Below are 20,625 nucleotides of genomic sequence, written 5' to 3'. Positions count from 1 at the left end.
GTCTATTTCAAAAAAGGTTGTGGGCCAAAGTCATGGCTCACAACCTTTTTGCTAAACAGGCATCTCTGTTATTACATCGCTTCTTTCACGAAAGGAACGATTTGTTTTTTACGGGATACAACTCCCTCAAGTGTTGCCTTGTTTTCGGATAATGTTACATCAAAAGCTTTTTCTACTGCATCTGTACGGCTTCCCAGTGCAACAGCCTCTGAATTGTTATTTAGAATATCGGTAACGACAAATAGGAATAAACCTAACCCTTTATCGTCAATCGTCTTATTAATAGCCTCTTCAATTTGGCTTTGACGGGACAATACATCATTAGGGTCTACCACATTGACCTGGGCGATTTCCACTTTTTCTGAACCCATTTCAAACTCTTTGGCATCAAGAGAGATTAAATCTTCAGCCGTTTTATCACTTACATCTGCACCTGCTTTAAGCATTTCAAGACCATAGCTTTCAGCGTCAGTACCGGCAATCTCTGCAAGCTCTTTAGCTGCCTGAACATCTTCCTCCGTACATGTAGGAGATTTAAACAATAGAGAGTCCGAGATAATGCAGGATAGCATTAATCCGGCAATGTTCTTAGGAATCTCTACATTATTTTCTTTATAAAGCTTGTTAAGAATTGTAGCCGTACAACCTACAGGCTCCGCGCGATAGTATAATGGATCGCTGGTTTCAAAGTTCGCAATACGATGGTGGTCAATAACCTCTTTAATTTGCACCTGATCAATATCGCTTACACTTTGCTGACGCTCATTGTGGTCAACCAAGATGACCTGATCGGTTTCATTAGCAACGGTTTCGACATATCTTGGGGCTTCAACATTAAAATGATCCAATGCATATTGAGTTTCACCATTTACTTCACCTAAACGTACCGGTTCAACATCCGCACCTAATTCTGATTTCAAGTGTGCATAAGCAATAGCTGAACCAATCGTATCTGTATCCGGATTTTTGTGTCCAAAGACGAGTACTTTGCCCATTACAAATTCTCCTTTACATATATAATTTAGTATGTAGTCTAGTTAAACTATTTCCAATATAAACTTCATATCTACAATAAAATAAACACGGTGAATAATCAAGGAACATCAACAGCAAAGTACATTTGTAAAGTGAAACTTCCATCAGAGGGGGGCCCCCCTCTGGTGGTTAGTTGAACTTATCAGGAATTTACTGGCCGTTTATCCCCCACTTAGTCTTGTTAGGTTACCCTTAAGACTTGAAGTGGGGGATATTACAGCCAGTTAATGCGTGATGAAATTATGTAATTCATTAAGGAAGGAAATCAGAAGGAATCCTTATGGGGAATTTTATCAGCAGGGTATGAAAAGACAGATATGGATGTTCAATAAGGGCAACAGACTTTCTAATATCTATCAATCACTCGGAAACTAGACGCTACTCTATTTCTTTTATATAATAGTAAACCGTTCATGAAGTCTGCCATGGCTTATGAACATCCTATTTGTCAGCCTCGTTAAAAACGAGATGTTATCCTCCTCTCTCAGTATATAAAGGAATGAGAGGTAATAAAAGAAAAATCGATGTACATGAATTTATATTGACAGGAGTTACATATTGTGCTAAGGAGTGAAATATTTGTCAGCTGAACAACCGTGTAAATGGATGACTGTTATAGAAGATACAATCGACAGTACGTCAGAATTTGTTACGATTAATTTAAATGATGTCGACTATATAGAGTCTGAAAACCGTCGTCTCGTATACTATGTTGGCGATAAACGCTACCTGCAGATCACAAAATTAAGTGAAATGCACCAGGTCCTTAATGAACAGGACGGTTTTGTTTCTCTGGATCGTACAAATCTCGTTAATTTAAACCATGTAAAAGAATATGATGAGAAGCTTGGGAATGTCTACTTTGATCAGAAACAGGAAGGAGAAAGAACGTTTACGACCATTGCAAAAATAAAACAAAAAATTCTTTCTCCCCTTATCCACAGAGCCATTGCGAATAATCTTGACCTGCAAAGGACTACAACGATAAAAGGTGAGCCGAAACAGCGTTGGTTTAAAAAACCTGAAAAGGATTAAAAGGAGACGAGTAAATGATCAGTTTTTTATTTATTTTAGAGTTCTTATTTGGCGCTGTTGAAGCATTTGCCACACTACTGCTATCGATTACCCTTTTTCGTATCCCTTTTCGAAGCATCTATTTTCGGCTCTTGCTAACTAGTTTTGTTATATCGGGGATTTCCTTATTGTTTTATAATGTCTGGAATCTCTCATTCTACCTTGGGGAAATCGTGAACCACAGTGTATCTATACTCTTTTTCTTTCTTCTTGTGCATCTCAAATTATGGGAGTCATTTATGGTTACAATCGCTGGTTATTTAAGTGCATCAATAATCCAGAGCCCTGTATATACACTTTTAAATCAGCTGGAAATTATCAATAGTGACCTGGTATCAGCAACATTGACAAGCTTTACATCGCTAATGACCATGCAGTTTCTATATGCCATTATCGTTTTTCATCTATCCATTCTTTTTTATCGCTATCGTTTAGGCTTTACCCTGTTTTCAGAGGCTGGTTTATTACAGAATAGCCATCCATCGAAAAAAATGAAAATGTCTATTTCGATTGGAATCACTCTCTTAATGACGGGGTTTGCCAGTCATTTTGCTGTTATGAACAGAGTCAGCACTGCGCATACATGGATGATTCTTCTGGCTGTGATTGCCTCTTTACTTAGTCTGGGTTTTATTTACTTAATCAACAGGGAACACCTTAACGATGAATATGAAAAAATCAATCATCATTTCCATTAATTCACTGGGCGTCTGTGATTTTCTTTTTTTACGAATTAGATTTACAATATATGAAGGATACGTTTTTTCTAAGATTAGAAAGGCTGATTGATATGTTTCAAGACATGGCATTAGATGAGTTACAGACAAAAGCAGAGCAGGGGAAAATCTCCATCATTGATGTCCGATCACCATCAGAATATGAGGATTCAAGGATTCCTGGAAGTGTGAACATCCCTGTTTTTGATGATGAAGAACGAAAAGAAGTTGGAACCATTTATAAGCAGGAGAGCCCAAAAGCAGCAAGAGAACGGGGAATTGAGATCTTCTCTGCCAAGCTTCCTGATTTTATAAAACAAGTGAAGGATTTAAAAGGAGAAAAGGTGGTTTATTGCTGGCGGGGAGGTATGCGGAGTAAAGCTGCTGCAACAGTTGTAGACCTGGCCGGAACCCCTGTTTACCGTCTGAATGGCGGCTACCGGACTTATCGGAATTGGGTCGTCGAAACGCTGGAAAACTTCGATATGAAGCCCCGTGCCTTTGTTTTAAATGGCTACACCGGAACAGGAAAAACTGAGATTTTGCAGCAATTAAAATCAGAAGGTTATCCTGTGTTGGACTTAGAAGGAATGGCAAATCATCGGGGATCCATTTTTGGACAGGTCGGCCGCAGACCTCATAACCAGAAGACATTTGATTCCCTTCTTCTTCAGGAACTCGTGAATTATCAGGACCGTGAATATGTACTAATGGAAGGTGAAAGTAAGCGGATTGGAAAGGCTGTCCTTCCAGACTTTTTAATGAATAAAAAAGAGAAAGGGGTACAGTTCTATATAGAGCTGCCCAGAGAAGAACGAATCAGAGTCATCCTGGATGAATACCAGCCATGGAATTATCCCGAGCAATGCTTAGAAGCGTTCAATAAAATTAAAAAGCGAATCCATACACCTGTAGCGAAAGAAATTGAAGAAGCCCTTAAAACGGGGGATTATAAGACAGCTGTTGATCGCTTATTGGATTATTACTATGATCCCCGTTATCTGCACTCCATCACCCAATATGCCGAGGATCATATTATTCCGATTAAGGCTGAAAGTGTCGAGGATGCCACAAAGCAAATTAAGCAGTTACTGGCCGAGATGAATGTGGTGCAGTAATAGGCAGGAGGAGCAGATGATGGAAAGGAATGTTTCAACCTGCCATTTTAGCTCTGCTTTTTAAGGCTTCATTTACAGCAAAAGATAGGAAAAGACCGGACTTAAAATAGAGATAGCAATGGCGCTCAATGTCATAGCCACCGTGCTGACAGCTCCTGCCTGCACACTCTGTTCCATGGTTTTGGAGGTGCCAATCGCGTGAGAAGCACTCCCCATCCCCACTCCCATCCCTAAGAAATGAGTAATCCCACACCACTTTAAAATGGTTGGTCCTGTAATGGCACCACCAATCCCGGCAATCATTACAAACACGGTTGCCATAGGTGCGATTCCGCCCAGAGACTCCGTAATATCCATCGCCACAGGTGTGGTGGAGTTTTTCGGAATCATCGAATATATAATCTGGTCATCGAACTGAAACCACTTGGCTAACAATAGTCCTGTGGAAATTCCAAGCACTGATCCGACCCCTACTCCAGCCAGTAATGGATAGGGATATTTTTTTACAAGCTCCCATTGTTTATAAAGCGGAAATGCCAGTGCCACAACAGCAGGTCCAAGCAGCCAATCGATCCATTTCCCTCCTTGCATATAGGCTTCATAAGGAACATCGAACATAAGAAGGGATATAGCAATAATGAGAGTTGCAACAAACACAGGCAGCAAAACTGGATAGGGGAATCTCTGGTACAAATATAAAGCTCCTGTATACGCGATAAAGGTTCCTATCAAACCTGCCAGGATGATCAAAAGACTATTCATGCTCCGTCACCTTTTTTCCCGCCAGGTACTGACTCACCGCACCGGAACCTGCAATCACCAGGATTGTGCTGACAAAGGCAATCGGTATCAGAACGAGTCCCTTTCCCTCAAAAATAAATAAATAATTTATAATTCCAACCGTGACAGGGATAAATAATAATGGCAGATGCTTTATTAATAGATTTGCACCATCCTCTATCCAAGCCGGTTTAAATTTTGTTGTCAGCAGCGTAACGAAAAGCAGGAGCATACCAATAATACTTCCGGGGATCATCAGATGAAATAGCTGTTGAATCCAGGTACCCACCATATAGAATAAAGATATAATACCTATTTGAAGAATGACTTTTGCTAAAGTATAAACGTTTCCCAAGTCTTCACGGGCCTCCTCTGTCTGAATATTAAGCTACTCATTTTACCCAGCTATCTTTATATTATTATAATATAGGGTAGCATATTTAATGGTATAAAGGAGCATTCATAATGAAAAAACTTCTGTTCATTGAAACCGGAATGGGAATTGATGTACACGGCCAGAACGTAACAAAAGCTGCTGTTCGAGCGGTCCATAATGCCATTCATTTTAACTCTATGCCTGGAATTAAGGAATTACTACCCGATCAAAGTCTGGAAAATATGCAGGTAAAGATCAAACTTGGTGTACCCTCCAATCAGGAGCAGTTAGATGAGGAGGCCGTAAAAGCTGAAATTCCATATGGTCAGGTGACATTGGAAGTTCAACACGGAGGTCTTGCCACCACCCACGGCATCGTACTTGAAGATAAAGAAGACCAAAACGACTTAATGGTTATCGCAGTAGCCTCAGTTGAAGTAGGATATTAAAACAAAAGCGCTGATCCCTTAAGTCAGCTAATATACTGAAGGGTCAGCGCTCTTCTTCCGGTTTATTCATAAACATAACCTGTACTACATAGATGATTAAGCATATTGCAAGGGCTAAAGACCCCCATCCGAGGGTTTTCTGCTCTACTTCAAGATAGTTATTACAAATTTGTTCATCGGCGCTAATATAAATCCAGGCCATGGCAAATAACATAAAAGTGAAAAACAGATAAGTTAAATTTTGGAACCGCAATCACAGCCATCCAGTTTCGCTTGTTTTGCTTCATGGAATCACTTCCTTTAAAAATGAGAGCCAAGTATTTCATGGTCAGCAGATCCACTTATACTTGGCTCAAAAATTTTACCAGGTTCTAATTGGCGGTGACCCTGGAGGTGCATTCATAATCATATCAACAATTGGTACAACATACGCCATGGCCATAACGGCTAATAGTAATGCCATCCAAAGTCCCCAACGCTCAGTCCACATTGGTGCTTTTGGTGCATCATCTTCAGGCTCAGCTACAGGATATTCTGTTTCTCCCTTAGGTGAACGGAACATAACACGTTATCCGATTATAACTCTCGGATAACGTGTTTTTTTAACCATTTTTTGTTCTTAATCCTCTTCTCGCTCTGTGGATATGGATAAAACAGCACCCGTATAAGCATCAATTTCAATGTCTGCTTCATGGGTTGCACTTACCATTTCGATTTCGTAGTATAAGCGGCCATCATCATCGTCAAGTTCAACCTCTTCTACTTTTCCATCAAAATTAATTTCTGCTCGGGCAATTTCAATAGCCTGAGCCTGAATAATGGGTAGTTTTTCTTTTTTAGGCTGTTCGAATCTGACTGCTTCAGGGTCATCATCTGATTTTTGATTGCCATTCCCATCACTTTTAGAATCGTTGTTTTTATCTTGTTTTACATCTTTGTCATCATGATGATCATCTTTTGGCTGATTGGATGATTGGTCTTCTGGGTCATTTTGAGATGGCTCAGAATTTGCATCATCATCCGATTTCTTTCCGGATGAACCCTCCTGCTTTTTATCATCCGACTGGTCTGAAGGCTTTTGTGACTGTCCTGACTGTTTCTCTGTGTCAATTTTCGCTGCAGCTTTTTGTTCTAATTTAATGACTTCACCTGTTTCTCCATCAAGCAGCAGTTCATACTCCTGACCATCACCCTTAATTTCCATTTCATAGACAGCACGATTGCCATCCTTTTCAAGCCCAATTTCAACCACTTCACCCGGAAACTGCTGCTCGGCAATTTTACGCGCCTCTTCTATAGATAATGATGCTGCCGAGGAAGTTTTGGTCATCTGATGGATCCCCATTCCCGCACCAAAGGCTACTATAATGGCCATGACAGAAACAAGAATTTTTTTCTTCATGCTTTTCCCTCCTATTTCTTTTACTGTCTTTATCATAGACAACGGAGATGAAAAGACAATGTGAGAAAGATTAAAATTTGATGAGAAAATGAATGGAAATATCTAAGATTTCGGAAGCTTAACGGTAAAGGCTGTTCCATTACCCAGCTCTGTATCAACAGTAATGATTCCATTATGGCTCTCAACAATGTGCTTTGCAATGGACAAACCTAAGCCCGTACCACCGTTATCACGACTTCTTGCCTTATCCACCCGGTAAAACCGGTCAAAAATACGTTCTACGTCTGCTTCCGGAATACCCTCGCCAAAGTCCTGAACCTTAACCTGAATATAGCCTTCTGAAGAATCGGTGTACACATGAACCTCATCCTGGCTGTATTTACAGGCATTATCAATCAGAATGTAGAACACCTGATTGATTTTTTCACGATCCACCCTGCCTTCTAACTTATTTTCCGTGGAAAAAAGCTGAATATCTCTGTCATAAGTCACCGAAAATGCTCTCACACAATCCTGCAGGAGAGCAGTGAGATTGACAGATTCAAGCTTAAGGTGGTCACTCTTCTGGTTCCGGGCCAGAGTGAGCATTTGACGAATCATCGCATCCATTCGATCAGTCTCGGTTTGAATGGCTTCAGTAGCTTCCTCAAAGACTTCAGGTTTTTTTCTTCCCCATCTATTCAGCAATTGAGTATAGCTCTTAATTACAGATATTGGCGTTTTCAGCTCATGAGAGGCATCGGAAACAAATTGCTCCTGACGTGTAAAGCTTTCTCTAAGTCGATCAATCATTTGATTATATGTACTGCTCATCTGATGGAGTTCATCCTTAGAACGGCCTGACAGTCGAATTTTCTTCATTTGCCCCTGACTGGCATTCTCAGTCATAATATTGGTCAGGCGCTGGATTGGTCTTAATAAAGAGTTACTGAGGACCCGGGCCCCAATCAGTGCAGGAATCACCATGATTAATGATGCAAACAGCAAAACATAAAATAACGTCGACATAGTGTCTTCAAGGTTGATAAGCTCCTCGGCTACCTGAAGAGTTACGACTTCCCCATTTTCCCAGATCATCGGGGTTGAAATGACGGCATATCGCATACCATCCTGTCCTTCCACGATGTCATGCGTTTCTTTTTGTATATAGTCTGCTGAAAGGTTGTAATACTTTGATTTTTTTGTCACCGTATGGATGGTCATTTCCTCATTATTAATGATACGTACAATACCCTGATTAGGAACATAAGCCTTTAACAGTTCATCCAGATTGACACCTGTATTCATATTTGTTGCCAGGGATTCCATTAACGTATCAGCTTCAGCCTTTACCCGATTAACCTCAGCGTCTACAGTTATCTTATTGAACAGAAGGAATATAGCGGTATTAATACATAGTATAGTAATGAGTAAAACCAGGGTAGCATAGACCTGAATCTTTGTTTTCAGCTTCATACCTGACCGTTCCTTGCCGAGTAGCCAACCCCTCGAATCGTATGGATATAGGCCTTGGAATAGGGTTTGTCAATTTTCTGTCTCAGATAGCGGATATATACATCCACTACATTGGTATCCCCTAAATAATCATAGCCCCAAACCTGTTCAATAATCTGTTCCCTGGTTAATACCTGGTTTTCATTTTTCAGCAGAAAGACTAACAGGTCAAACTCTCTCGGGGTCAGCTCAATCAGATCCTGCCCCCTCCTGACTGTTCTGGTCTGAAGATTAACGGATAACTCCTCCATTCTGAGAATATCCTCCTGCTGCTTTGGCTGCTGTCTGAGATGGGCACGAACCCTGGCCAGCAGTTCTTCAATCTGGAAAGGCTTGGTCAGGTAATCATTCGCCCCTAAATCAAGACCACTCACTTTATCATGGACCTCATCCCGGGCTGTTAGCAGCAATATAGGAATCTGAACTCCTTCACGTCTGACTCTTCGTAAAACCTCAAAGCCACTCAGTCCTGGTAATTGAATATCTAAAAGAATTAAATCAAGCCTTGTATCCTGTAGAATATGTTCAACAGCTTCCTTCCCATCAAGGACACTCTCCGCTTCATAGCCTTCATATTCCAGTTCCAGCTGCAAAGCTCTCGCCAGCTTCTTTTCATCCTCCACAATCAGAACTTTCGTCACAGCTATACACCCCTCCAACGCAGGTATCTTTATAATGAGTCTACATCACTTCATTCTTTTTGGGGTGTAAAAAATCCTCTGTCTACAGCAAAATATGAAGCAGGATACTGAAAAACAGAATAAAGCCGAGACGTAAATGGGCTCGTCGTCTTTTCCTGTAGCCTTACCTTTCTCATCCACCCACTTACGGTTTGGGCAATCAAAGCCATGAAAGCAATGACTCCACTCACCATTTTCAGGCTCTCGATATTCCACCCATAGTTATTCAAAATCAGGACAAGATGAAGGGTGATGAGACCACAGGCAGCAAACCCGACCCATGTATGATGAGGCATCAGTTTTCTGGCTATATTCGCTATTTTTATTTTCCGTTTACGATCAGATTCGTTCCGTATTTCCGAAAAAAACGAGTGCATATTCCAGTTATATAAAATAAACGTTAATCCCCTTATTCCGAACCAGATGGAAATGTTCGCGATTCCATTAAGCACCCCCTGCCAAACCGCCAGCGCCAGCAGGAACAGATTGAAGTAAAACCACTTATTCACTGTTTTCTCCCCCAATTTTACGTCATTTCCGTACTACTATCCTTCCCCATTACTATCATTTTGCCTCAACGATTGTCTGTGATGAAAGACATAGGAAGGAAAGAAACTGGTGCAACATTGTTTAATATAGGCTAGAAAAATTTTTCACATTTTTATTGACCCTTACGTTACGTTATCCTTTAAAGTTAAGAGTACAAGGGAGGTTCATAAGAATGAAGGTAAAAGAACTGGCAGAAATAGCAGGTATCAGTGTGCGCACCCTTCACCACTATGATGAAATCGGTTTGCTCACACCTGCGCAAAAAAATGCCTCAGGATATCGGATATATTCAGAAAAAGATCTGAGCAGACTGCAGCAAATCTTATTTTTCCGAGAGCTTGACTTCCCTTTGAAAAAAATAAAGGAAATCATGAATCGCCCGGACTTTGACCGTGAAGAAGCTCTTCTTATGCATAGAAAAATGCTGGAGGAAAAACGCCGGCGTCTGGACCAGATGATCAGAACAATCGACAGGACGATTCAAAATGAGAAAGGGGAAATCACCATGTCTGATAAAGAGAAATTTGCAGGATTTGATTTCAGTCACAATCCCTATGAACAGGAAGCCCGTAAACGATGGGGAGATAAAGCTGTAGATGAATCCAATCATAAAATAGGACGTATGTCTCACGAACAACAGAAGGCATTAGGGGAAGAGTTTGACAGAATATATAAGGATCTGGCTGCTATCCGTCATTCATCCCCCGATTCTGAAGAGGCTCAGGTGGCTATTAAAGTCTGGTATGATTATCTTAATAAAATCGGTCACTACTCCTTAGATGCATTTAAAGGCTTAGGCCAGATGTATGTCGCTGATGAACGATTTACGAAAAATATTGATCAGTACGGCGAAGGATTAGCTGTATTTATGCGTGATGCCATGGCGGTTTATGCAGATCGTAATCAAAAGTAACCAGACAGGGGGATTCATTACGAATCCCCCTGTCCGTCTGTTAAAATGAGGAATTTATCAACTGACTCTTGCAGATTTCCGAAGAATGTTTTATTATATTCTATGTGACTTTTAGCGCTTGTCTATGAAATTATGCTGGTGTAGCACAGTTGGCAGTGCACTTCACTCGTAATGAAGGGGTCGGAGGTTCGAATCCTCTCACCAGCATCTTCTATGTGGAGAAGTACCCAAGTCCGGCTGAAGGGGATGCACTCGAAATGCATTAGGACGGGCAACCGTCGCGTGGGTTCGAATCCCACCTTCTCCGCCATAACCTAACCACACGAAGTAAAATCCTCTAAGTAAGAACCATTTCAAACTGTGCTATCATGAATAACCTATTTCTACGTGAAGGAACACATTCTCTTTATTGATGAATGTGTTCCTTTATTTTTCTATTCTTTTAAAGTTCCTGCAGGTGTTAGTTCTGGGGTGACTTGATCATTAAGCACTTCTTTCAATTTATCCGCTTCTTCATTTGACAGGGTTACTCCCCTGCCCATACGCTCATGATTGGGTGCCCAATCCCGCAGATCATACTTAGGATCCCTGCCATTCCAGCTGATAACATTAAATTCCTTTGTCCAGCCTTTTGTTGACTCAGACAATACAGCAATGGTTTTTACAATCTCATACTTAAAATCTGCCATTCTTTAAATCTCCTTCCTGAAATAAATAATTGAATGTGCTTATTATGTCTTTCTTTTATACCCTGCGCAAATTCCGAAAAGGAGAAAACAGGACCGATTTAATAAATGAAAAATAAAAATGCTTAGCTGTTATTTTCATTTTTTCCGTCTGAAAAGCAAAATGAATACAAATATGAGCAAATTAACAAAGACGGAAGCGCCCGTTTGTCCAGCTGCGGCTCCTAGGTCAAGGCGGATATAAGCCAAAGCCATTCCGTGGCCAAACCCATGCCACTACATGTCTTCGTCTTATCCCGCATGACCTGAACAGTCGCCTCCGCTTTTCTATTAGCGACGTACGGACAGGACTGAGCCGGAGGAGATAAAGTGAAACTTCAATTAGTGGGGGTTCATCCCCCACGGATTGTTAGTTGAACAAATCGGGTGTTTACTGGCTGTTGACCCCCACTTATTTCTTACAGGGGGTCTTACAGAAGTTAACACGCGGAAAAGGAAACACGACGAACCTTGTGAGTCGATGTTGACTTATCGTACGGAGGTGAAGGAAGTCTCGCTAGTCGCTGGGCGCTGGAGCCGGATGTCGCCTCTCCCGATTTCTTATCCACTAATCGATTATTTTACAATTTTCTTGGCCATTAAAAATTCCCGCATCTTTTTTTGATACGGGAGCCTGTTATTCTATAAAACTTTAATCAGCGGAAGTGACCATTCCTTAGCCACCCTGGCTCTCGGCCTCATGCTTCGAAATATATGTTTTGCGATTAGCCGGACCACGATACACATTGGCAATAATGATCCCACTCAGAATCAGAACGGAACCAATAATAATGCTTATGGTTAATTTCTCATCCAGTAATAACCAGCCAAAAAACATCCCAAAAACAGGAACAAGCAGAGTAGAAATCGTTGTTGTGACCATGTCAATTAGACTCAATAAAAAGAACCAGGCTGTGAAGCACAAGGCAGAAGCAAGTACACCTGTGAATAATACATAATAAATGCTCTCACCTGTAAGCTGTACCGAATCTCCCCACTCCATTACGATGCTTGCTAATATGATCCCCAATGTACCAAAGAGCATCTGATATGTATTTACCTGAAGCTGCGGCACATCACTCAATTTCAGGCGGTAATAAACATTTGATGCGCCCCACGATATGGCCGCAGTTACAATCAGTAACTCTCCAATAATGATACTCGGGTTCTGGTTTATCCAAATATCCCAGCCAAGAATGGTTAAGAGGCCAATTAACCCCATACCAAGCCCAATCATTTTCATCCGGGGAACTTTCTCTTTTAAAAACTTAGCAGCCAGTATACTGCTCCAAATAGGCATGGAATATAACAGAACAGAGGATTTACCAGCGTCAACAAACCGCAAACCATACATCACAAACAAAAAGACGATACTAGTCTGCAGAATACCTGCCACAAGTAAGTGACCCCATTTATCCTTAGGGGGCAAACCTATCCTCATAATGGCTAATACGATGATCATTGTGAGTGTACCCGTCCCAAAGCGAAAGGCCGAAAATGTAAATGGCCCCATATACTGAAGGGCATCTTTCATGAGAACCCAGGCATAACCCCAGAGGAGTGTAATTACTAGTATCATAACCCCTATAGCCCACCGATTTTTGTTCAGAAACGTCCAAATACGAGATTGATTGTCTTTCATTTTCACTTCTCCCAACCTCACAGATTCATGACATAAAAAGGATAACGGTGAATAGTATAACATATCATGTCATAAATTTATCACGCATGAACTGGCCGTAATCCCCCCACTGATGGAAGTTTTACTTTATTTTTGTTAGGGAAGGTTCATTGTTAAGAAATGGAGGATTTGAATATCGTGATGATTTTAAAAAAAAGGTTTATGGCTGGCCTGTTTCTATTCAGTTTACTATTGACCGCTTGTGAGGATGGTGCTAAGTCCAACTCTCAGAATGGTCAGACTATATCTAATCCACCAGACAATCAGGGAGAAGAGGAGAAAATAAACTCAGAAGAAGAAGAAAAGGAAATAGACACATCACCAGCGCAGAATCAGCATAAAAACTCAGGCATTAAAGTTCCGGCTTATAAGCACTTAGAAAGGCCCGATGACTTTTATACGCAAATGGAACCTAACCTATTGCAGCCAGTGTCTTTAAAAGAAACTTACAAGGCTTATCAATCAATAGACAGAGAGACTCAGAATGTCGTGCAAGAGGATTTGACCGACCTTGGCTTTTCTGATATACAGAAGCTCGATCATTCGTCGGATCAGTTAAACGAAAATGAATTATCCCTTCTCTATTATGTTCTTACAAAAACGAAGAATAAACAGTTACAGGATTGGTTTGATATCAAGGATAAAGAAGGAATCATTTATTCCGGACTCTTTGAATATTCCCATGGTGCTGTACAGGTTCAACAAGCATCAGAGCCTGAAACTCACGAGTCCCTCTTTGAGAATTATGTTCAAGTAGAAGACCCAGCGAGTGCAGGATCACCATTCTTTTTTATTAGCTATCTTGTAAGAGATGGAAGAGTCTATCAAGTCCATGATCCGGCAACAAATTCCACAGAAAACATCTTCCCATTTCCTTATGGCATCGCTCCGACCCGCATGATCCTTCCATATCATGTGCAAAAGGGCTCCGCCTGGGAACAGGAAGTCTCAATCGATGGAGAAACCTATTCTATGACCTCGGAAATTACAGATAAAAAGGACGATGAAATTCGAGTTTCATCCTTTATAAATGGAATAGAGGGCTATCCCAATAATCGTTATGAAGAAGAATATGTTATAAAAAAAGGAATCGGTGTATCCTATCATTATCATACAAAACAGCCTGATAACATGGGAAATGATTTTGAATTTGAATATACACATGAACAACCCGTTCAGATCCAGTAGTATTTGTGAATTAAATTATTAGCCCTTTTATTCCACCCCTCTTCCTTTAAATGATATACTATTCATGTTAGTTTATAGACACTAAATAATTCGACAAATTTCGGGTGGTGACAGGCACCAATGAGTTTATTAAACATAGAGAATTTAACGAAAACATATGGAGAAAAGGTGTTATTTGATCATATTTCTTTTACAGTTGAGGAAAATGACCGGATTGGTTTGATCGGGGTCAATGGTACAGGAAAATCTACGCTTCTTAAAGTCATTGCGGGACTGGATTCAGCTGAAGAAGGACAGGTTGACCATGCTAAGCACTTTCATATTGAATACTTACCGCAAAACCCTGAATTTGATGGCTCCGAAACTGTGCTGGAGTATATTTATGCCGGAAACTCCCAAATCATGGAGACCATGCGCAACTATGAGAGAGCATTAGCTCACTTAAATGCAGATCCTCAAAGCCCACAAAAACAGGAGCAGCTTTTGGCTGCTCAGCAAAAGATGGACGAAGACAATGCCTGGGATGCTAATGCACTGGCCAAAACCGTCCTGACACGTCTGGGAATCACGACCTTCTCCCATCCGGTACACGCCTTATCCGGGGGACAGAAAAAACGAGTGGCCATTGCCAAATCCCTGATTCAGCCAGCAGATATTCTGATCATGGATGAGCCAACCAACCATTTAGATAATGAAACCATCGAATGGCTGGAGGAATATTTGTCCCACTACGAAGGGGCTCTCATTCTTGTTACCCACGACCGCTATTTCCTTAATCGTGTGACCAATCAGATTTTTGAGCTGGATCAAGGCAACTTATACCAATACGAAGGAAACTACGAAGTCTTTCTGGAAAAGAAAGCCGAACGAGAAGAGCAGGCCCAAATCAATGAACAAAAACGGCAAAATACACTTAGACATGAGCTTGCATGGCTGCGCCGGGGAGCGAAAGCCCGTTCCACGAAACAAAAAGCACGTAAACAAAGGGTCGAGGAGTTGAAAAATCAGACTCCCCAGCAAACCAATCAAACGTTTGATATAGAACTCAGCACCTCAAGATTGGGAAAACAGGTCATCGAATTAGAATCCGTTTCAAAACAGTTTGAAGATCGACCGCTGTTAAAGGACTTCAGTTTTCTCATTACACCAAAGGACCGAATCGGAATTATCGGTCCTAATGGAAGTGGAAAAACGACCCTGCTCAATATGATGGCTGGTCGCATACAGCCCGATGATGGCTATATTGATATTGGAAAAACCGTTAAGATCGGCTATTACACCCAGGAAAGTCTGGAACTGGATGAAAACCTGCGAGTCATTGAATATATTAAGCAAAGCGCTGAGGTAATCCGAACCTCCAACGGGGATTACATTACTGCGGAGCAAATGCTGGAACGCTTCCTGTTCCCAAGGAGTATGCAGTGGACCTATATTTACCGGCTATCCGGAGGGGAACGGCGCCGGCTCTATTTATTAAGTATACTCATGAAAGAGCCGAATGTATTATTCTTAGATGAACCAACCAACGATCTGGATATCCAGACTTTATCCATTCTTGAAAATTATCTGGATGAATTCCCGGGGGTTGTCATAACCGTATCCCACGACCGCTATTTCCTTGATCGTACAGTAAATCGTCTGCTGTCTTTTGAAGAAAATGGACAAATACGTATTTATTATGGAAGCTATTCAGAATATATGGACGTAAAAAAAGAAGAAAAACAGCATGAGGAACAGCAGAAAAAAGAGCTGCACAAAGAGGAAAAAAACCAAAAGCCGCAAAAGCAGAAACGGAAAAAGCTTTCCTATCATGAACAGAAAGAATGGGGAACCATAGAAGACCACATTACTGAATTGGAAGAACGGATAGAGGAATTACAAGCTGAAATTGAGCAGGCCGGCAGTGATGTTGAAAAAGCTCAGCATTTATTCGAGGAACAACAGGAAACAAAAGAAAAACTGGAAAAAGCGATGGAACGCTGGGAAGAACTGTCCCTGCTCATTGAAGAACAGTATCGTTAAAGCATACCCATAAACGGGTATGCTTTTTTCGCTCCATTGTCGATACGCCCCACATAATATGGTGGACAAGTTTGAATAGACGAAATATTAAAGCCCGATTTGTCACACTTTTATCATATCCGTCACAAATTCGTTGATTTCTTATGAACTTTTTGTGAAATGCATCACTTTTTCTTGAGAAATACCATACCGCTAAAATAACATTAACACTATAGAGATAGTGATAAGTATCACACCTTCTTAAATCAAGTCCATTGATTCACTTTTAATAGAAAGGGGTACCTGCATGAAAATGAAATGGGCTTTCCTATCCATTGTATTTACTGCTTTTACGATATTATCAGGCTGTGATTTACTCGTTTTAGATCCTAAAGGACCACAAGCTGAAACGCAGGCGGATGTGATTAAACTATCCATCGTTCTCATGTCAGTCATTGTGGTTGTCGTATTTGGGATTCTGACCTTTATCCTTTTAAAATATCGCGCTTCTAAACAGCCGGATGATTATGAACCACCTCACATCGAAGGAAATCCGATTGTTGAGACCATTGTAGTCGTTGTTCCTATTTTAATTGTGACATTTCTCTCCTTTGTTTCGGTTCAAAGTAACTATGCCGTAGAATCCACCCCAGAAGGATATGAAGATAAAGAACCGTTAGTTATCTATGCATCATCTTCAAACTGGAAATGGCATTTCAGTTATCCGGAGCAGGATATCGAAACGGTCAATTACTTATATGTTCCAACTGATCGACCATTAGAATTCAAACTTTACTCTTATGGTCCGATTACAAGCTTTTGGATTCCGCAATTAGGCGGGCAAAAATACGCTATGGCCGATATGATTACTACTTTACACTTAGCTGCTGATGTTCCCGGTGAATATATGGGACGAAATGCAAACTTCAGTGGTAAAGGCTTTGCCGAAAATACATTTAACGTAAAGGCTGTTCCACCAAAGGAATTTGATGAGTGGGTAGATGAGGTAAAACAGACAGCTGAACCGATTACAGAAAAACGGTTTAATGAACTGCTGGAGCCGGGTCATTTAGGTCAATTGACATTTAAAGGCACACATTTAGACTTTATGCCGCCTCCTGAAAAGCATGGTTCATCAATGAAGGAAGAGAATCACGACAGTAAGAATATGAACACGAATGAATAGATTTACGATAGATTTTTGTTTTCAAAGTTTACGAGATTCATTTATACCGAAAAACACATTCATGACATTTACTGAAAGGAGCAATCAGGATGGAGTTTTTTGAACGATTTGCCATACCTCATCCCAGTCCTGCAATTTATGCAGCGATGGTAGCGATTGTCCTTACCACCATTGCCATTATCGTAGGTCTGACCTATTTTAAAAAATGGGGATATCTATGGCGCGAATGGCTGACAACGGTTGACCATAAACGTATTGGGATTATGTATTTAATTTCTGCCATACTCATGTTATTCCGTGGTGGCGTGGACGCTATTATGATGCGTGCTCAGCTCGCAGTACCCGATAATACATTGCTGGACTCCCAGCATTATAATGAGATCTTTTCAACACATGGAGTTGTCATGATCTTCTTTATGGCAATGCCTTTTATCATTGCCCTAATGAACTACGTTGTGCCCTTACAAATTGGGGCCCGGGACGTTGCTTTCCCAAGATTAAACGCTTTGAGCTTCTGGTTATTCTTTATGGGAGCGATGCTATTTAACATTTCATTCATAGTTGGGGGCTCACCTGATGCAGGCTGGACTTCTTACTTCCCTCTGGCTGGAAATGAATTTAGTAAGTCTGTTGGAACCAACTACTATATGATTGCGATTCAAATATCCGGTATAGGAACGCTGATGACCGGAATTAACTTTATTGCCACCATCCTGAAAATGAGAGCACCTGGCATGACCCTTATGAAAATGCCAATGTTTACCTGGTCAGCGCTTATTACCAATATCATTATTGTGTTTGCCTTCCCAGTGTTAACAGTAGCTCTGGCGATGGGAACTATGGATCGTCTGTTTGCGACTCACTTCTTTACAACCGGAAACGGTGGTATGGATATGCTTTGGGCCAACCTGTTCTGGGTTTGGGGACATCCTGAAGTTTATATTCTGATTCTGCCTGCTTTCGGTGTCTATAGTGAGGTCATCCCAACATTTTCAGGCCGAAATCTTTATGGCTATAAATCAATGGTTGCCTCAATGGTGATCATTTCCCTGCTGTCTTTCCTTGTATGGGTTCACCACTTCTTTACGATGGGGCAGGGCGCGTTGGTCAACAGTATTTTCTCCATTACAACGATGGCGATTGCTGTACCAACAGGAATTAAAATCTTTAACTGGTTATTTACGCTATGGAAAGGGAAGATACGGATTACAACACCGATGCTATATTCCCTGCTGTTTATTCCGATCTTTACCATTGGTGGTGTAACAGGGGTTATGCTGGCGATGTCAGCTGCTGACTATCAGTATCATAATACGATGTTCCTTGTTGCTCACTTCCACTTAGTGATTATTCCAGGTGTTGTATTCGCTATGCTTGCTGGCCTCACGTACTGGTGGCCAAAGATGTTTGGCTTCATGCTGAACGAAAAACTCGGAAAATGGGCAGCATGGTTGATCGGAATTGGTACCTGTGTCGCCTTCTTCCCGATGTTTATTTCAGGTCTTGACGGTCAGGCACGCCGGATGTACACCTATTCCGAAGCAACTGGATTCGGTATTTGGAACATGATTGCCTTTGTTGGAGCCATTATGCTGGCTATAGGGTTTGTGATTATCGTTTACAACATTTACTACAGTACACGATATGCATCCAGAGATATACCTGCAGATCCTTGGAATGCACGTTCCTTAGAATGGGCAACACACAGCCCGGTTCCGGAATATAATTTCGCGGTTACACCAGAGGTTACCACTCGTGACGCATTCTGGAATCACAAGAAGAACAACGGAAACCTGTTTAAAGGAAAATACGAAGAAATTCACATGCCAAATAACAGCGGTGTTCCGTTTATCATGAGTGCTTTCTTCTTTGTATTCGGTTTTGCGATGGTATTCAGCTTATGGATTCTGGCGATTATTTCGGCCATTGGTATATTTGGCTGTATGGCTCACCGTTCCCTGGAGCAGGATCATGGGCACCATCTGTCGGTGGATCATATTAAAGAGACCGAAGAAAAATTAGGGGGTGCTAAATCATGAGTATAGAAAAAACGCAGCCTCTTGAATATAGTACAGAACAAAACAACCTTAATATATTAGGCTTTTGGATCTTTATCGGTGCAGAAATTATGCTGTTTGCTACCCTTTTTGCGTCCTACTTCCTGCTTGAAAACCGAACAGGAAGTGGACCATCCGGGGAGGAAATTTTCACTATTACACCGATTATGCTTGAAACCTTTATTCTATTAACAAGCAGTTTCACCATTGGCCTGGGTGTGCATGCTATGCGATTAGGCAGACAGAAAGCGATGCAAGCCTTTTTCGCAATCACCCTTCTCTTAGGGGTCTGTTTCCTTGGGCTGGAAATCTATGAATTTACCCATTATGTACATGAAGGGGCATCACTGCAGACCAGTGGTTTCACATCGATTCTGCTTACAACATTGGGAACTCACGGAGCCCACGTAACCTTTGGATTATTCTGGGGGATATTCATTATGATGCAAATTAAAAAACGTGGCTTAACACCAGAGACGACCAATAAATCATTCATATTTTCTCTTTACTGGCATTTCTTAGACGTCGTATGGATCTTTATTTTCAGCTTCGTCTACCTGAAAGGAATGATGTAAGATGAAAGAACTATTTCCACGTAAACATGTCATGGGTTTTGCAGGGTCATTAATCCTTACAATTGTGGCTCTGCTGGTTTACTTTTACGATGTTTCATTTACAGTCGGTTTAACGATTCTGCTTATTACAGCATTTGCTCAGGCCGCTCTTCAGCTGGTTGTGTTTATGCATGCTGGAGAATCAAAGGATAAAGGAGCCATTTATACAAACATCTACTATGGGCTGATCATTGCATTAGTAACGATATTCGGCTCCTTGCTCGCCCTTGCCTGGGGATATATTTAAAGATTAAAAGAGAGCGTCAAAAGGCGCTCTCCTTTTTAAATCTTCTTCATGTTTTCTGCTCTGCTTGATTTTTTCTCCACTATTTCCTCTGATATCACAAGAAAAACTCCCATTAGAAAAATAAACACGGCCCCTATAATGGTTCCCGTTCCAATAGAAACCAGAATACTGTAATGGCTTTCAAACAGTCCGATAGCAAATAATACAATTCCGGCTAACAGAATCAACCCGCCTGTAAGTTTTACAGCATTCAATATCCTTTGATTGGTGTTCATTTTCCCAACCCCCTTATACTATATATTATTCACAATGTTCACAAAAACGTCAAACTTTTTATAAA

23 protein-coding genes and 2 tRNA genes are annotated in these 20,625 nt (G+C 41.0%); 13 read left to right on the top strand and 12 right to left on the bottom strand.

What is annotated here, in order from left to right; translation table 11 throughout:
- Positions 1 to 71: 71 nt before the first annotated feature.
- Positions 72 to 995 (bottom strand): manganese-dependent inorganic pyrophosphatase, encoded by a 924-nt coding sequence (locus ABD006_RS15340; RefSeq protein ID WP_343842941.1) that lies wholly within the window; start codon positions 993 to 995, stop codon positions 72 to 74.
- Between the two features lie 619 nt (positions 996 to 1,614).
- Here ABD006_RS15340 and ABD006_RS15335 point away from each other — a divergent pair.
- The 3 genes from ABD006_RS15335 to mnmH all read left to right on the top strand — a co-directional run bounded on the left by ABD006_RS15335 (position 1,615) and on the right by mnmH (position 3,943).
- The gene (locus tag ABD006_RS15335) at positions 1,615 to 2,070 is read left to right on the top strand and encodes a LytTR family DNA-binding domain-containing protein (protein WP_343842938.1); all 456 of its coding nucleotides are present in this window, start codon (positions 1,615 to 1,617) and stop codon (positions 2,068 to 2,070) included.
- A 14-nt stretch (positions 2,071 to 2,084) separates the two neighbouring features.
- A complete protein-coding gene (locus tag ABD006_RS15330) occupies positions 2,085 to 2,807 on the top strand; it encodes a hypothetical protein (RefSeq protein WP_343842935.1) in 723 nt (240 codons plus the stop codon).
- Positions 2,808 to 2,899: 92 nt separating this feature from the next.
- A complete protein-coding gene (mnmH, locus tag ABD006_RS15325; protein ID WP_343842932.1) occupies positions 2,900 to 3,943 on the top strand; it encodes a tRNA 2-selenouridine(34) synthase MnmH in 1,044 nt (347 codons plus the stop codon).
- A 72-nt stretch (positions 3,944 to 4,015) separates the two neighbouring features.
- On the opposite strand, the gene ABD006_RS15320 is transcribed toward mnmH, so the two are convergent.
- Together ABD006_RS15320 and ABD006_RS15315 are read right to left on the bottom strand one after the other, a co-directional pair.
- A complete protein-coding gene (locus ABD006_RS15320; RefSeq protein WP_343842930.1) occupies positions 4,016 to 4,705 on the bottom strand; it encodes an LrgB family protein in 690 nt (229 codons plus the stop codon).
- Positions 4,698 to 5,078 (bottom strand): CidA/LrgA family protein, encoded by a 381-nt coding sequence (locus tag ABD006_RS15315; protein WP_343842928.1) that lies wholly within the window; start codon positions 5,076 to 5,078, stop codon positions 4,698 to 4,700. The genes ABD006_RS15320 and ABD006_RS15315 overlap by 8 nt, the downstream gene beginning before the upstream one ends.
- Positions 5,079 to 5,188: 110 nt before the next feature.
- Between ABD006_RS15315 and ABD006_RS15310 the strand changes: the two genes are divergently transcribed.
- Positions 5,189 to 5,548, top strand: coding sequence for a Lin0512 family protein (locus ABD006_RS15310; protein WP_343842925.1), 360 nt, complete (start codon positions 5,189 to 5,191; stop codon positions 5,546 to 5,548).
- A 43-nt stretch (positions 5,549 to 5,591) separates the two neighbouring features.
- Here the strand turns inward: ABD006_RS15310 and ABD006_RS15305 are convergent, their stop codons facing one another.
- The 6 genes from ABD006_RS15305 to ABD006_RS15280 all read right to left on the bottom strand — a co-directional run bounded on the left by ABD006_RS15305 (position 5,592) and on the right by ABD006_RS15280 (position 9,633).
- The gene (locus ABD006_RS15305) at positions 5,592 to 5,801 is read right to left on the bottom strand and encodes a hypothetical protein (protein WP_343842922.1); all 210 of its coding nucleotides are present in this window, start codon (positions 5,799 to 5,801) and stop codon (positions 5,592 to 5,594) included.
- Positions 5,802 to 5,909: 108 nt separating this feature from the next.
- Entirely contained in the window at positions 5,910 to 6,110 is a 201-nt protein-coding gene (locus ABD006_RS15300; RefSeq protein WP_343842919.1) for a hypothetical protein, read from the bottom strand.
- Positions 6,111 to 6,167: 57 nt separating this feature from the next.
- On the bottom strand, positions 6,168 to 6,950 hold the full coding sequence (locus ABD006_RS15295; RefSeq protein WP_343842916.1) for a PepSY domain-containing protein: 783 nt from the start codon (positions 6,948 to 6,950) through the stop codon (positions 6,168 to 6,170).
- A 102-nt stretch (positions 6,951 to 7,052) separates the two neighbouring features.
- Positions 7,053 to 8,405 (bottom strand): sensor histidine kinase, encoded by a 1,353-nt coding sequence (locus tag ABD006_RS15290; protein WP_343842913.1) that lies wholly within the window; start codon positions 8,403 to 8,405, stop codon positions 7,053 to 7,055.
- The gene (locus ABD006_RS15285; protein WP_425542236.1) at positions 8,402 to 9,085 is read right to left on the bottom strand and encodes a response regulator transcription factor; all 684 of its coding nucleotides are present in this window, start codon (positions 9,083 to 9,085) and stop codon (positions 8,402 to 8,404) included. Before ABD006_RS15285 ends, ABD006_RS15290 begins: the two co-directional genes overlap by 4 nt.
- A gap of 50 nt (positions 9,086 to 9,135) precedes the next feature.
- The gene (locus ABD006_RS15280) at positions 9,136 to 9,633 is read right to left on the bottom strand and encodes a hypothetical protein (RefSeq protein ID WP_343842910.1); all 498 of its coding nucleotides are present in this window, start codon (positions 9,631 to 9,633) and stop codon (positions 9,136 to 9,138) included.
- 206 nt (positions 9,634 to 9,839) lie between these two features.
- On the opposite strand from ABD006_RS15280, the gene ABD006_RS15275 reads away from it, so the two are divergent.
- The 3 genes from ABD006_RS15275 to ABD006_RS15265 all read left to right on the top strand — a co-directional run bounded on the left by ABD006_RS15275 (position 9,840) and on the right by ABD006_RS15265 (position 10,896).
- A complete protein-coding gene (locus ABD006_RS15275; protein ID WP_343843160.1) occupies positions 9,840 to 10,586 on the top strand; it encodes a MerR family transcriptional regulator in 747 nt (248 codons plus the stop codon).
- A 134-nt stretch (positions 10,587 to 10,720) separates the two neighbouring features.
- A tRNA-Thr gene (locus tag ABD006_RS15270) sits at positions 10,721 to 10,793 on the top strand.
- A gap of 10 nt (positions 10,794 to 10,803) precedes the next feature.
- Positions 10,804 to 10,896, top strand: a tRNA-Ser gene (locus ABD006_RS15265).
- Between the two features lie 124 nt (positions 10,897 to 11,020).
- On the opposite strand, the gene ABD006_RS15260 is transcribed toward ABD006_RS15265, so the two are convergent.
- Entirely contained in the window at positions 11,021 to 11,275 is a 255-nt protein-coding gene (locus tag ABD006_RS15260; protein ID WP_044164242.1) for a YdbC family protein, read from the bottom strand.
- Positions 11,276 to 11,987: 712 nt separating this feature from the next.
- Positions 11,988 to 12,953, bottom strand: a complete 966-nt coding sequence (locus tag ABD006_RS15255; RefSeq protein ID WP_343842903.1) for a DMT family transporter — start codon at positions 12,951 to 12,953, stop codon at positions 11,988 to 11,990.
- Positions 12,954 to 13,154: 201 nt separating this feature from the next.
- On the opposite strand from ABD006_RS15255, the gene ABD006_RS15250 reads away from it, so the two are divergent.
- The 6 genes from ABD006_RS15250 to qoxD all read left to right on the top strand — a co-directional run bounded on the left by ABD006_RS15250 (position 13,155) and on the right by qoxD (position 20,285).
- Complete coding sequence (locus ABD006_RS15250; protein WP_343842900.1) at positions 13,155 to 14,180, top strand: hypothetical protein; 1,026 nt, start codon at positions 13,155 to 13,157, stop codon at positions 14,178 to 14,180.
- Positions 14,181 to 14,300: 120 nt separating this feature from the next.
- The gene (locus ABD006_RS15245) at positions 14,301 to 16,202 is read left to right on the top strand and encodes an ABC transporter ATP-binding protein (protein WP_343842897.1); all 1,902 of its coding nucleotides are present in this window, start codon (positions 14,301 to 14,303) and stop codon (positions 16,200 to 16,202) included.
- A gap of 286 nt (positions 16,203 to 16,488) precedes the next feature.
- On the top strand, positions 16,489 to 17,367 hold the full coding sequence (qoxA, locus tag ABD006_RS15240) for a cytochrome aa3 quinol oxidase subunit II (RefSeq protein WP_343842894.1): 879 nt from the start codon (positions 16,489 to 16,491) through the stop codon (positions 17,365 to 17,367).
- A gap of 89 nt (positions 17,368 to 17,456) precedes the next feature.
- Positions 17,457 to 19,406: a cytochrome aa3 quinol oxidase subunit I gene (qoxB, locus tag ABD006_RS15235; protein WP_343842891.1), complete on the top strand. Its 1,950-nt coding sequence runs from the start codon at positions 17,457 to 17,459 to the stop codon at positions 19,404 to 19,406.
- Positions 19,403 to 19,999, top strand: a complete 597-nt coding sequence (qoxC, locus tag ABD006_RS15230) for a cytochrome aa3 quinol oxidase subunit III (protein ID WP_343842889.1) — start codon at positions 19,403 to 19,405, stop codon at positions 19,997 to 19,999. Before qoxB ends, qoxC begins: the two co-directional genes overlap by 4 nt.
- Before the next feature lies 1 nt (position 20,000).
- Entirely contained in the window at positions 20,001 to 20,285 is a 285-nt protein-coding gene (gene qoxD / locus ABD006_RS15225; protein ID WP_343842886.1) for a cytochrome aa3 quinol oxidase subunit IV, read from the top strand.
- 35 nt (positions 20,286 to 20,320) lie between these two features.
- On the opposite strand, the gene ABD006_RS15220 is transcribed toward qoxD, so the two are convergent.
- Positions 20,321 to 20,560, bottom strand: coding sequence for a hypothetical protein (locus ABD006_RS15220; protein ID WP_343842884.1), 240 nt, complete (start codon positions 20,558 to 20,560; stop codon positions 20,321 to 20,323).
- Between the last annotated feature and the right edge of the window lie 65 nt (positions 20,561 to 20,625).

This window comes from Salinibacillus aidingensis, assembly GCF_039522525.1.
GTDB lineage: Bacteria > Bacillota > Bacilli > Bacillales > Alkalibacillaceae > Salinibacillus > Salinibacillus aidingensis.
The sequence above is the reverse complement of the archived record's forward strand: the minus strand, read 5'-3'. Positions and strand labels throughout refer to the sequence as shown.